The following is a 14,293-nucleotide window of genomic DNA, read 5'->3' on the forward strand; positions in this document are numbered from 1 at the left end:
GGTGTCTTTGACAGAGAATCCACCTTCATCTACACGACGATCAAATGTGTCCCGACAAGAACTTGTAGAATTAGTGCGATCGCAACTCGAAGCATTACTACAACAAGAAAACTTCCAGGGAGCGAAAGCTCTGTTAGTACCTGTACAACCTGTAGATATTGCCCAAGCTATTGAAGATTTGCCAAAAGCTATGCAAGCTATAGCTTTTCGCTTACTCTCAAAACAAGAGGCAATCGAAGTCTATGAATATCTCGACTCTAGTGTGCAACAATCCTTGATTGCAGAGTTGAGACATCAAGAAGTTTTCGACATTATAGATAAGATGTCGCCCGATGACCGAGCGCGACTATTTGACGAATTACCTGCTAAAGTCGTCCGCCGACTACTGGAACAACTCAGTCCAGATGAACGCGAAGCCACTGCTCTACTTCTAGGCTACAAAGAAGGCACGGCTGGGCGAATTATGACTACAGAATATCTTTCTGTGAAGGAAGGTTTAACGATTAGCCAAGCCATTGAACGGGTTCGCGTTTTCGCTAGTGCGGCTGAAACTATCTACTACCTTTACGTGACTGATAGAGAACGCCGCCTTACCGGAACTCTTTCCTTTAGAGATTTAGTGATTGCCCAGCCAGAGCAAAGGCTGGGTGAAATTATGACCTGCGATGTAGTTTTCGTCCACACAGATACAGACCAAGAAGAAGTAGCGCGAGTCATCCAACACTACGATTTAGTAGCTGTGCCTGTAGTAGATACAGAACAGCGTCTAGTTGGCATTGTCACCGTTGACGACGTGCTAGATGTTTTGGAGCAAGAAACCACTGAGGATATTTATACTTTAGGCGGGTTGGAAGCTGGGGGCGATCGCTATTTCCAGACAAATATATTAACAGCAGCGCGTAAACGGGTTGTTTGGCTATTTGTTCTCTTAATTGCCAATACTGGCACTGCTACTGTCATTAGCTCTCAAGAAGATGTTTTAAAACAAGTTGTTGCCTTAGCTGCTTTTATTCCCTTGTTGATTGATGCAGGTGGAAATGTCGGAGCGCAATCTTCAACGGTTGTGATTCGAGGTCTGAATCTGAAGGAAGTTGGTATCAAAAAAGCTTTGCAAATAGTGACGCGGGAAACAATTACAGGGGCGCTATTGGGAGTGATGTTAGGAGTAGCAGTTATTATCTGGGCTTACTTCCTGGAAGGCAGTTTGCCAATTGCAATTACAGTGGGGATGAGTTTGGTGGCAATTACTATCATTGCCGCTTTCTCTGGTTCTGGTTTACCGTTTTTATTTGGTTCGCTCGGTTTAGATCCAGCTTTAATGTCAGCCCCATTTATTACTACTGCGGTAGATGTTTTAGGAGTGTTTGTTTATTTAATGATAGCAAGGGTCATTTTACAAATATGAGCAGGCCGCCAGCCAAACAATTTTCATTATGCGCTTAACACAAGTTTGGAGACTCTTAAAAGAAACATTCTCCGAGTGGCAAGTTAACGAAGTATCTCTTTTGGCATCATCCTTAGCTTATTACACAGTATTTTCTATTGCACCTTTAATGGTGATTATTATCACAATCCTTGGCGCAATTTATGGAGAAGCCACAGCGCAACAACAGATTGTTGACCAAATGACAGAAATAGTTGGTAAAGAAGGCGCAGAATTACTTGCTACTGCGATCGCAAATTTAAGACAAGATGCTAGGGGGGGATTGTTACAACTAATTTTTAATATTGGCTTTCTCATTTTTGGTGCTTCTGGAGTTTTTGCCCAAATTCAGTATGCGCTCGATAAAATTTGGGAAGTCAAACCAGAACCCAAACGGCAAATCTTTCATTTTTTGCGGAAACGGGTTTTATCTTTTGCAATGGTGTTAGTCATTGCTTTTTTACTATTTGTTTCTTATATAGTCAGAAACGTTTTATTCATCACAGTTAATTACTTAAGCGATTTATTACCTGGATTAAGTTCTCTGTGGCAAGCTCTCAGCTTTTTACTTTCATTTAGTATTCTAACATTTCTATTTGCCGCAATATATACCATTTTACCCGATGCTCAAGTTGCATGGCGGTGTGCTGGAGTGGGTGCGGCAATTACCACCATCTTATTTATGATTGGTCAGTTTTTCTTTGGGTTATTTCTTAGCCAAACTGATATTGGTTCTGCGTATGGTGTTGCTGGCTCATTCGTAATTATTACTACATGGATTTATTACGCCGCTCATATCTTATTTTTAGGAGCAGAGTTTACTAAAAATTACGCCAAAATGAATGGCTCTCCTATTATCCCAGAAGAATATGCTATACATACTTCCGGCAAAAATCAAAACGAATCTCAAGAACCTAATTCGGATAGAGATAATAATCAAGGCAGGCCCAAGCGTTATCGATAAAAACTTTATTTAATTTACATAAATTATAAATTAATTATCAAAAAGTTTAATTTAACTCGTAAGTAAATTTATATCTAAAGGATTAGATATTTGCGGTGTCCAAATACTGGACTTCTATAAATAGTGGTAGCATAACTTTTAACTATGTTTTTTAATTGAGTAAATTTATCACCAAATAAAACAATTTCAACTAGATTACTAGCAAAAATTTAATATCTGTCACTTTCTCTTCACATTTGTTGCTAATACTAGAAACAAGAGGATAAAAAGGAAGGAATATTTATGATTACAACTCTTGTCCAGCGCACTTATATTCTACTAGCGTGTGCTACTGTGGCTGTTATTGGTAGTATTTTACCAGCTAGTGCTGAAAACTCTTCTTCGGCTAATACTCTTACAAATCAAGCAGAACAAGTAAGTGAAACTCCTGCTACTAATCTTAATTCTGCATCTGACTTGGTTATAGAATCAACACAGCCTTCCTCAGCCATTCAATCTGAGAAGGTAGCTCAAACTTTTGAACCTGGTAGAGCCACCCGTTCGGGTTCTAGCTATTTTGGTGTTGCTGGTAACATTGGTTTAACTGGCAATACACGGGTAGGTGAAGGTTCATTTGCTGTAATTAGCAAAATAGGACTTACACAAAATTTGTCTTTTCGTCCTGCGGCTTTAGTTGGAGATAATACAGTTTTTCTTGTGCCACTCACTGTAGATTTTCCTGTAGAAAATTTGGAAGTGACCCAGTTGAGTATAGCCCCCTATATCGGTGGTGGTATTGCAGTTTCTACAGGTAGAGATAGCACTGTGGGCGCATTGATTTCTGGTGGTGTAGATGTGCCTTTATCCCCACAGATTACAGCAACGGGTGGGGTAAATATCAGTTTTATTGATGAAACTGATGTAGGAATTTTACTGGGTGTTGGCTACAACTTCTAAATATTTTCAAGTCGCAATTATCAGAAAAAATAACTGTGGTTCCTCTGCGCGATAATAACCCAACAACAATTACCCCGTATGTTACCTACGGGGTAATTGTTACTAACATTCTGGTTTTTCTTTATCAACTGAATCTGACGCCGCAACAATTACAAAGATTTTTCTACACGGCGGCGCTAGTACCATGCCAACTTTCAGCCACTTGTCCTAGTGGCTTGGAGAGTCAGGTAATACCAGAGTGGATGACCTTGATTACATCTCAATTCTTGCATGGTGGTTTTTTACACTTAGCAGGAAATATGCTGTTTTTGTGGGTTTTTGGTAACAATATTGAAGACCGCTTGGGTCATGTGAAATATTTAATTTTTTATCTGACGTGCGGTGTTTTAGCAGCGCTATCTCAGTGGTTTTTTTCACAAAATTCAACGATTCCTTCCTTGGGTGCTAGTGGTGCGATCGCTGGAATTTTAGGTGCATACATTCTCCGTTTCCCAAAAGCTCAAATTCTGACCTTAATTCCCTTGGGGTTTTTCTTGACTACGGTACGAGTTCCAGCATTTTTCTTTCTTGGGTTTTGGTTTGCCCAGCAAGCATTCTATGGTATTGCTAGCTTACAGGCTCGCTCTAATATTGGTATGGAAAGTGGGGGGATTGCTTACTGGGCACACGCGGGAGGCTTCGTCTTTGGAGCAATTCTCGCTCCTTTATTTGGCTTGTATAAACGCCGCTAGAAAATTTAAATATCTCATTCAATAGCTGCTACTTTGGGTGAATAATCTGGGTGCGTGCGATCGCTAAACAATCATACTCATTGAATATCCCCTTCCCAACTATTACCACTGGGTTTTTCTATAGAAAAACCCAATATCTAATTTTATTTTGTTATAAATCTACTAACTACAAAAATATTAATATCAATATAAAATCAAAAATTACTACTAGTTAATCTTCCAATAGTAAGAGGAATCTTTAATAAATCTTATTAAAATGGTAAGTAATAGATCAAACATTGGAGAATAAAGAAATGGCACTTGTAAAACTAGAACAATCCTACCCAGACTATCGAAAAAATTCTTCTGGAGTAGATGATATGAACATCAATAACTTTGATGTTTATACGGCAACAAATGAAAAAGTTGGTTCAGTTCATGACATTTTAGTTGATGAAGAAACAGGTAAATTCCGCTATTTTGTAGTGGATACAGGCTTCTGGATTTTTGGTAAAAAAGTCTTGCTACCTGTTGGTCTTGCTGACGTTCATTATACTGACAAGCGAATATATGCCAAAGGTCTGACTAGAGAGCAAGTGGAAAACTTGCCCAATTTTGATGACTTAGAAACGATTGATTACGACTACGAGGAGCAAGTACGCGGTATTTATCGGCCTTCGGCTGCTACTCCTACTAAGACACAGCCTGCTGCTTATGACCGCAGCACTTACAAACATGAGCAAGAACCCTCGTTATACAATATTAACGAACAGGATGGTCAAACTCTGAAGCTGTACGAAGAACGATTGATTGCTAGCAAGCAACGCCGCAAGACAGGGGAAGTTTCTGTTGGTAAACACATCGAAACTGATACTACCAGTGTTGCAGTACCAGTAGAAAAAGAGCGAGTAATAATTGAGCGTACAAGCCCCACAAATGCTACGCCAACTCGTCCAGGTGACGCAACTTTCCGCGAAGGTGAAGTAGCTCGTATGGATATTTACGAAGAAACGGCTGATATCCGCAAAGAAGCTGTTGTACGAGAAGAGGTGCGAGTCAAGAAAGTTGTAGAACAGGACACAGTTCAAGCTCAAGAAACTGTTAGACGCGAAGAACTTGACATAGATACTCAAGGGCGTTCTATGACAGAAAAGTAAGTTTTTTTTACATGAATTAAAAGCTTTCACCCTAAATCCTTCTCCTAAGCTTGGGAGAAGGATTTAGAAATTAGCCCCCCAAATAAAACAAAGGTAAAATCAAACTAAATGGCACAATTAGAGCATAATTTTCCTGGTAAATTGCTGGGGGCTGGTAGGTCAGGACAGGTATTTTTAGTCTCTAGTCAGGAAGGTTTAATAGCAAAAAAAATATTTTATACAGACAAAATTGCTAGCATAATTCATTATTTTTTCTTCGGCTCTCCGAATCCTTATGTTTGGAATGAAGATGCGATACAATGCGCTTTTTTTCGCCGGAGAATTCTCACTGAATTAGTTCAGTTTTGGTTCGGCGATACTTTAAAAGTTGCAGAAGCGATCGCCACTTCTTGGAATCAAGAATTTAAAGCCTATCAACTAGATACAGAATTTATTGTTGGGAGACACGTTTCCTTACGTCAACCATGTAATCATGAGCGAATAGGCGAATTACCTGCCTTAGTTTCTGATATTATGCTGCCATTACAGAAAAAATTAATTGCAGCAGGTCTTGATGGACTAGTTTGGCAAGCTGGTAAAGGAACACCCACAGCTTTAAATAATTTTTTATTAGCAAACGATACCCCAGGAAAGTATGTTTTTGTTTGGATAGATTTAGAATCGGGTGTACCAGCTTTATTTGGGTTGAATCCCTTAGCACTTTTTTCATTTTATTTGCCTAAATCAATAAAATATAGACGGGCATTATTCGATGATGTAGATACGGATAAATTAAACAGATATTTAAATAGATATAGGGCAGAATTAGAAAATAGCTTGGGTACTCAAAAGTATGCTGAAGTTTTAGAGAATATTTTCCAATTAGAGTTTCACCAAAAAAAGTGGAAGTCAATGAGGAGAGTTGATCGCAGTATTCAATATCAATTCAAAAAAGGAGGAATTGACGAACAACAAGCTAAATGGTATTCTGAACACCCGTTGTTGTGGTATGGACGAGAGTTGCTGAGAATAATAGTTCAATTGGTATATAAGCTTTTTATTGAATTACCTATTGCTATTATCAATAAACTCCTAAAAATCCCCTACTTACAATTTTTTTATCAATTGTGGAAATTTATTTCATCTCATCGTTATAGGTCTAACATCGCCAGAAATTATCTAGCTAAAAGAATCGAGTATTGGCGAAATAGAAAACAACTAATGAACGAAGAAGCTAACAGTCTATTGCAGCAATTAAAACAGGAAAGCACTAGCGATTATTTAAATGATTTCAGCGTTCATCTGGGTATAAAAATATTTATTAAAGTTATTGAATACTTACTAGTACCACTTCTTTATGTACTAGGGCTAATTGATGAATTTATTTTCATTACGTGGTTAATTATAGGAGGCCCAGTTTATCGAACAGTTTATACATCTTGGAGAATCTTACAAGCAGCGCTCAGTAGGCATGAAATTCCTTGGATTGCCTTTTTTGTTGGCTTAATCCCTACTCTGGGAATGCTTGCCTATCCTTGTCAAATTATTTACTCTGCTAAAGGAAGAAAGAAAAAAATTGCTCAATTTATCATCTATGATTTTTTCACTAGAATAGGAAATAAAATTCCTGGCTGGGGTGGAGAAGATACACAGACAGAACATTTTTTTAATCTTTTCGCAGATAAGATTGCTCACCACAAAATATAATCAAGACTTTCTGAAAGCTAATACTTAAAGCTAGTTTTGAGGGTTTGTAGTAAGGACTTTATTGCTTAAAAACTAAGGATTAAAGTCTTTACTAGCAACTTGCTTAAGTAAGTGGCTAGGCACAATTAAATATAAGAGGCTCAAGAGCATACAGCACTTGCATCTATTATGAGGTACAATCGTAAAAAAAAACAAAGCGGAGTACCCAATAGACGCATACTCCTGCAAAGAAGCAAGCTACGCGTTGGCGCAGCCTCTCTTAGAGAAGCAGCTACACTTACGAGAACGCTTTCAGCGTTAGCGACGAAGGAGCGTCACCCGCAGGGTATTTCGGCTTTTGTTTGCGTAAGCCCTGAATGAGTACTTATTTAAGACAAAAGGATACTCAGAACTCAGCACTACTGAAAATAATATTGTTAAAAAATATTGAATTTGCTACACTTTACCAGTTTTAGTAATTCAATAATTCATAATCGTGGCCATAAGCTACTAACTTGGTATAAGTTGCAATATAACTTAGAAGAATTTATAGTAAACAGACTTTGGCAATTAGAGTATAAATTATCATGCTATATGAACCAAGACGAAGTATAAACCAGCACAAGTAACTTGAAGTAATTAGAACTAAAGATAACTCAGATGTATAATTAGCGCGTCTCCTCCATCATCCTTAAAAAAGATCACGATTTAGGACTGGCAGGCTTTCTATTTTTTACTTTAATAATGGGCATATGTGGCAACAAGAAAAAAAAGATACTTCGATAGTCAGGCTGGTATTATGGGTTGCCTTAGCTACGACCCCAATGGCAGCAACTCTGATGGTATCAGAACCCATGCTGGCACAATCTACACCTGAAACTCCCTCTTTTGCACTGCCGCAAACAGTGCAGAATGGATCAATAGTGCGGATTGACGGTTCAAATAGCTTGGGTGCAATCAACCAAAGCCTGAAAGAAAGTTTTGAAAAACAGTTTGCCGGCACAAAAGTTGAAGTTGCTGCTAACGGCACTGATACGGCGCTGAAAAATTTGCTAGATGGCAAAGTTGACATAGTAGCAATGGGGCGTGGATTGACGCCAGCAGAAAAAGCCCAAGGACTAGAGCAAGTTCGCTTGCGCCGTGAAAAGATTGCGATCGTCGTTGGTGCAGATAATCCTTTCAAAGGAAGCTTGACTAGTAGGCAATTTGCCCGGATTTTCCGGGGACAAATTACAAATTGGTCACAGCTAGGAGGGCCTTCAGGGAAGGTTAGGTTAATCGATCACCCTAATACGAGTGAAACTCGCAATACTTTTCGTACCTATCCAGCCTTCAAGACTGCTGAGTTTGCGACAGGAGCCAATGCTACCCAACTAACTGAGGATGATACCGCAGAAGTCATCAAAGAATTAGGCAAAGATGGCATCAGCTATGTATTAGCTAATCAGGTATCGAAGTTGAAAGATGTGCGAGTTCTGCAATTACATCAAGCCTTGCCAGATGATGCTAGATATCCCTTCTCGCAACCTTTAGTTTACGTTTACAAAAAAAATCCTAACTTAACCACAGTAGATTTTCTCGGCTTTACCCTAGCACCCCCAGGACAACAGGCTATAGAACAAGCGATGACTGTTGAAGCAGAGGCGATCGCAACCAGGGTATTACAACCTGCTGTCGCTGCTTCCCCCAGTGCCCAGACAACACCAGCGGCTACGCCTTCCCCTAATGCCAGTGCTTCTGTATTTGGCGAACAGCCCTTTGTGGCGGCTGCGCCAGCACAAAACAGTCCAATTGTCAACAAAGAAACACCAATTTGGTTGCTACTACCTGTCTTTTTTCTGGGTGTAGCTGGAGCCTTACTATGGTGGACTCTCGGAAAACGCTCATTACCCACAGAGAAAACAGACAACTTACCAGAATCAAATCCTCATCCACCCAACACAGAGGATGGAGAAACAACTGTGCTGGCATCGAGCACAGTTTCCTCCCTGAACGGAGCGATGCTTGAGGAGCAGCCAGTACCGCAATTCCAAGAGCAAGAAACCCCCGATCGCACTCCTTTCAACATCTATGCTCAAACACAATCTGACCTGACCCAGAATGCTACTCAGGGGACATCAAATTTAGTCCAAGAGGCAACTAATGGCACTTCTAACCTGTATGAAGGCACAACTTCAGGTGTTGCTAATGGATCGCAAAATAACAATAACAACTTAGGAGCCGCAGCGTTAACTGGTGGTGCGGCTCTAGCAACGGGCATCGGGGCGGCTACCTGGTCTGCCTTTACCAACAAAGAAACAGAAATAGTCCCGCTTGATGAGACAATTGAGTTAGACAATTATACTGAGGCAAGTAATCCTGAGTCTGATGAAGTTGCATGGGATATAGAAGCCCCAGCTGCGGTAGTTAATACTCCATATCCTCATCTGGCTAATATTCCAGAAGAAGTATCTGATGTAGAACTGCCTTCATCTGAGGTAACAGACCCACTTCCAGAATTACCAGACGTGCCAGAAGCAACATCTAGTTTTGCGTATTGGGACACAGAAGTTAATGAAGATCAGATAGATGAGGAACTTCAGGCAGAATTGAACTGGCTAGATAGTATTACCTCAACTGAAGACTCAGTAGATGAACTTCCCTTACCGGAGTCTGGGGAAGTGGCAAATGATGTCACAGATGATGTGGAACCGTCAGTAGCAGACACATCCTCACTGCTAAATTTGCCAGAATTTCCATTTCCAGGAGATGTATTGAATGTGGTGGCGGACGCAGCCGAACCCACTATCGATTTCCCAGAAGAAACATCTCCAGCAGAACCGACTATTGGGGAAGGTGTGGCTGAAGCTGACTCCACAGACTTTGCCACCGCTGCGGCTTTAGCAGCAGGCGCAGGGATGGGAGCCTGGGCTACCACTTTGGGATCAGATGCCCAAGGAGAAACTGATACTACGGTTGACAATGAGCCAATTGCAGCCGAAACAGGTATTGGTTTGGTAGATGCAGATGAAGAGAGCAATATTGTGCTCACACCACATACTTATACATTGGCTTATGTCTCTTGGGAGATTTCCGAAGCCAAGAAAGCAGCGCTAAGGGAACAAGGTGGCTATCAGTTGGTAGTGCGGCTCTACGATGTGACTGGCATTGACCTGAGTTATCAAAGTCCTCAGCTTGTAAAGCAGTATGAATGTGAAGAGACAGCAGACGATGGTCTGGTGGATATTCCCGTCACCGATCGCGACTATATAGCTGAAATTGGCTATGCCGCTGATGGCGATCGCTGGTTATTCATTGCCCGTTCAGCTATTGTTCGTGTCTTCAGTCCGATCTACCCAGATCCCATCGTTGAAGATGTAGCAATTGCAGATGAAACAGATATTGACTTGGTAGATGTCCAAGAAGAGATCGGTGAAGAAGACAGCAGTGAAGAAGAGAGCACTATTGTACTCACACCCCGCACTTCTCAATGGGCTGAAGTCTCTTGGGAGATTTCCGAAACCAAGAAAGCAGCGCTGCAACAACAAGGCGGCTCTCAATTGCTAGTGCGGCTGTATGATGTCACTGGGATAGACCTGAGTTATCAAAGTCCTGAGTTTGTCCAGCAGTATGAATGTGAAGAGACAGCACACGATCGCTTTGTAGAAATTCCCATCAGCGATCGCGATTACATAGCTGAAATTGGCTATGTCGCTGATGGCGATCGCTGGTTATTCATCGCCCAGTCAGCAATCGTTCGTGTTTTCAGTCCTGTCTATCCAGATCCCACAACAGATCCCACCGTTGAAGATGTAGCGTTAACAAGCGAAACAGCTATTGAGTTGGTAGATGTAGAAGAAGAGATCAGCGAAGAAGAGAGCAATATTGCCCTCACACCCCGCACTCCCAAATGGGCTTATGTCTCTTGGTACATTTCCCAGGCTCAGAAGGAAGTGCTGCATCAACAGGGTGGTTCCCAATTGGTAGTGCGGCTTTACGATGTGACTGGAATTGACTTGAGTTATCAAAGTCCCCAGCTTGTACAGCAGTATGAATGTGAAGAGGTAGCACGCGATCGCTTTGTGGCAATTCCCGTCAGCGATCGCGACTACATGGTTGAAATTGGCTATATCGCTGATGGCGATCGTTGGTTACTCATAGCCCGTTCACCTAACGTTCGTGTCTTCAGTCATCCCCACGGAGATTTTTGGTTTGTGGCCGATGCTGAGTTGATTATTCACGGAGCAACCCAACCAAATACAAGCGTAAACATTGGTGGTCATTCCATCAAAATCAAACCCGATGGTACTTTCCACTTACGTCTCCCCTTTTCAGATGGTTTAATGGACTATCTCATAACGGTAGCTGCTGATGGAGAATCCACAAGAACTATCCATAAGAGGTTCTCCCAGGAAACTTCCGAAAGCTAACATTACCCTGAGTTATCCTCTCTAACCCGATTCTTCCCTTAAAAGCAATACGCTTGGGTTGAAGGAAGTGAAACCCAACATCAAGCATTAGTTGTTGGGTTACCCTGCGGGGATCTTGCTACGTTCCTCAACCCAATTTACGCAGGTTAGGGTTTTTATGCCTAATATCATGTCCGCATAATTAGTTATAATTCCCATAGTCATTGCACCCCACACGCCAGATGTTCTACTTGGGGAAGACCGCACTGGCTCCCCTTAATCCCCTGGGGCTACGGTGTACATACAAGTCCTTCTGACCCCCTCTAACTCCCCCTTTGCAAGACTACGGTGTACACACAAGTCCTTCTGACCCCCTCTAACTCCCCCTTGCCAAGGGGGAGAACCAGATATTTCCCCCCTTTGCAAGGGGGGATTAAGGGGGGTAAATCCAGGGTTTGGACTTCATTACCAAGATGTATTTATATGCCAGAACAACAGCAGTGGACTATATCTGCAAGTGAACAACCACCAGAGTGGTTTATCCAAGCGGTGAAACAGTATACACCTGCATCAAGTGGACTGTATGCAGCGCAATTGTTGTGGCAAAGAGGAATTAAAGATAATCAACAATTAACAGCTTTTATCAACCATAAAGCTTATCAACCAAAGAGTCCCTTTGAGTTTGGGCAAGAAATGCAGCTGGCGATCGCACGGTTGCAACAAGCACGCAATACTAAAGAAATAATTGCCATCTGGGGAGACTTCGATGCCGATGGCATTACCGCCACATCTGTACTTTGGGACGGATTGGGGCAGTTTTTCGCTCAAAATACTCAGTTAACTTACTACATTCCCAATCGCCTGAAAGAATCCCACGGACTTAATGAACAAGGGATTGATAACTTAGCAAAACAAGGTTGTAAATTAATAGTTACTTGCGACACAGGTAGTACAAACCTTGAGGAAATTATCTATGCTAAACAGTTAGGCATAGATGTAATAGTTACAGACCATCACACCTTACCCGCCGAACGCCCACCCGTCGCAGCAATTATCAATCCCCGTTATTTACCAAGGGAACATCAGTTATTTAATCTTTCTGGGGTGGCGGTAGCTTATAAGTTGGTGGAAGCACTCTATCAAACCCTACCTAATGTTGCAAAATATCCGTTAGAGGATTTATTAGATTTAGTTGCAGTTGGATTAATTGCCGACTTAGTGCAGTTAAGTGGAGATTGTCGCTACTTGGCACAGATGGGAATTCAACGACTGCAAGAAGATTTTAAACAACCACCAGCAGAGCGGCGGCGTCCAGGGGTAGGGCGATTATTAGAATTGTGCCAGAAAAATGGCGATCGCCCCACAGATATTTCCTTTGGTTTGGGGCCAAGAATTAACGCCGTTAGCCGCATTCAAGGTGATGCTAGTTTCTGCGTTGAATTATTAACTAGCCGCGATGCCAAACGTTGTAACGAACTAGCCGAAGTTACAGAACTCGCCAACACCCGCCGCAAATCTTTACAAAAAGATGTGCAAGCACAAGTGGCGCAAAAACTCACCCAATTAGACTTATCAACCACCAGCGTCATAGTCTTAGAAGATGCCCAATGGCCTGCGGGTGTATTGGGTTTAGTCGCCGGACAGGTAGCACAAGAAACAGGACGCCCAACGATTTTGTTAAGTACGGAAGGAGCAGGGGAGCAGGGGAGCAGGGGAGCAGAGGGAGAAATTACTTCTTTATCTTCTAACTCAGAACTCAGCACTCAGCACGGGCTAAACGCCCCGCTACCGCTAACAGCACTGTTATTAGCTCGTGGTTCTGCCCGTTCGGTAAATTCTGTCGATTTATACCAACTGGTGAAAGACCAAGCACATTTGTTACATCGCTTTGGGGGACATCCTTTTGCAGCTGGTTTAAGTTTGTTGGTGGAAAATATTCCTTTATTTACAGCGGCGATTAATCAACAGTTGCGCCAAACGTTAGGTAGCACAACCCTAACACCAACCGTGCAAGCAGACTTGACGGTGACAGTCGCAGACTTGGGGAAAGAGTTATTTTTGGAACTGAAACTGCTAGAACCTTGTGGAATGGGTAATCCTGTTCCGAAATTGCTAATTCAAAACTGTTGGTTTGAAAATTCTTGGCATCGCAATCAGCAGGATTGGCAAGGAAAAAAAGTACAGTACATTAAAACTGAGTTTGACATTCGGGATGATTCCAGCAGAAGTGCTTTTCCTGGTATATGGTGGGGACACTACAAAGATGAATTGCCCATAGGAAGGTGTGATTGCATAGCAGAATTAGACTACAACACCTTCAAAAAACGTTATGAAATCAGATTAATTGCTGTGCGTTCTTCTGTTAACTCAGCACTCAACGCCCCACTATCGCTAACACCCTTCATCCTAGACTTACGGAATCAGGAACACTCAGCACGGGCTAAACGCCCCGCTACCGCTAACAGCACTCAGCACAAGCTCAACGCCCCGCTACCGCAAACAGCACTGATTATTGAAGATTGTCCCACTAATTGGGATGATTTACGTATGTGGTTGCGGCGATGTTTAATGACAAGCCGCTCTGGATCTGGGGTTGACAATCAGCAACAATTAGTGATCGCTTGGTCTAAACCCAAGCACCAACCACCCAATCAAATTTGGCTAACTCTTGTAGGAATTGCCAAATATCTCAGTCGCACAAATCAACTAGTTACCCGCGTACAACTTTTAGAGAAAATCGGCATCAGCGACCAAACCTTACTTGTCGGAATCAAAGCTTTAAAATATTTAGGGTTTACAGTCACACGACAAGACCGTTCTTTGCAAATCACCTGGCATCCAAGCGATAGTGCCGAAAACCTTGCCGACGCAGCCGTTGCACGATTTTTAGCTGCTGTCCGAGAAGAACAATTTCAGCAACAGTATTTTGCTGAAGTGCCTTTATCTACTATTATTGCGATCGCCAGCTACGACAATTAAGTAGGTCAAACCAATTCGCAATTCGCAATTCGCAATCAGTGGGGGCTTGAAACTCATTAATTAACAATTAT

8 protein-coding genes are annotated in these 14,293 nt (G+C 41.9%); all 8 read left to right on the forward strand.

Annotated features, from left to right (window positions below; translation table 11 throughout):
* The first annotated feature begins 7 nt into the window (after positions 1–7).
* The 8 genes from mgtE to HUN01_RS11320 all read left to right on the forward strand — a co-directional run bounded on the left by mgtE (position 8) and on the right by HUN01_RS11320 (position 14,222).
* Positions 8–1,405, forward strand: a complete 1,398-nt coding sequence (gene mgtE, locus HUN01_RS11275; RefSeq protein ID WP_181931342.1) for a magnesium transporter — start codon at positions 8–10, stop codon at positions 1,403–1,405.
* Positions 1,406–1,433: 28 nt separating this feature from the next.
* A complete protein-coding gene (locus HUN01_RS11280) occupies positions 1,434–2,387 on the forward strand; it encodes a YihY/virulence factor BrkB family protein (protein ID WP_181931343.1) in 954 nt (317 codons plus the stop codon).
* Between the two features lie 282 nt (positions 2,388–2,669).
* The gene (locus tag HUN01_RS11285) at positions 2,670–3,323 is read left to right on the forward strand and encodes a hypothetical protein (RefSeq protein WP_181931344.1); all 654 of its coding nucleotides are present in this window, start codon (positions 2,670–2,672) and stop codon (positions 3,321–3,323) included.
* A 35-nt stretch (positions 3,324–3,358) separates the two neighbouring features.
* Positions 3,359–4,054 (forward strand): rhomboid family intramembrane serine protease, encoded by a 696-nt coding sequence (locus HUN01_RS11290; protein WP_181931345.1) that lies wholly within the window; start codon positions 3,359–3,361, stop codon positions 4,052–4,054.
* A gap of 293 nt (positions 4,055–4,347) precedes the next feature.
* A complete protein-coding gene (locus HUN01_RS11295; RefSeq protein ID WP_181931346.1) occupies positions 4,348–5,190 on the forward strand; it encodes a DUF2382 domain-containing protein in 843 nt (280 codons plus the stop codon).
* 108 nt (positions 5,191–5,298) lie between these two features.
* Complete coding sequence (locus HUN01_RS11300) at positions 5,299–6,876, forward strand: hypothetical protein (protein WP_181931347.1); 1,578 nt, start codon at positions 5,299–5,301, stop codon at positions 6,874–6,876.
* A gap of 731 nt (positions 6,877–7,607) precedes the next feature.
* On the forward strand, positions 7,608–11,264 hold the full coding sequence (locus tag HUN01_RS35305) for a DUF4912 domain-containing protein (RefSeq protein WP_238846180.1): 3,657 nt from the start codon (positions 7,608–7,610) through the stop codon (positions 11,262–11,264).
* A 462-nt stretch (positions 11,265–11,726) separates the two neighbouring features.
* The gene (locus tag HUN01_RS11320) at positions 11,727–14,222 is read left to right on the forward strand and encodes a single-stranded-DNA-specific exonuclease RecJ (protein WP_181931348.1); all 2,496 of its coding nucleotides are present in this window, start codon (positions 11,727–11,729) and stop codon (positions 14,220–14,222) included.
* Positions 14,223–14,293: the final 71 nt, after the last annotated feature.

The sequence above is a fragment of the Nostoc edaphicum CCNP1411 genome (genome assembly GCF_014023275.1).
Lineage (GTDB): Bacteria > Cyanobacteriota > Cyanobacteriia > Cyanobacteriales > Nostocaceae > Nostoc > Nostoc edaphicum_A.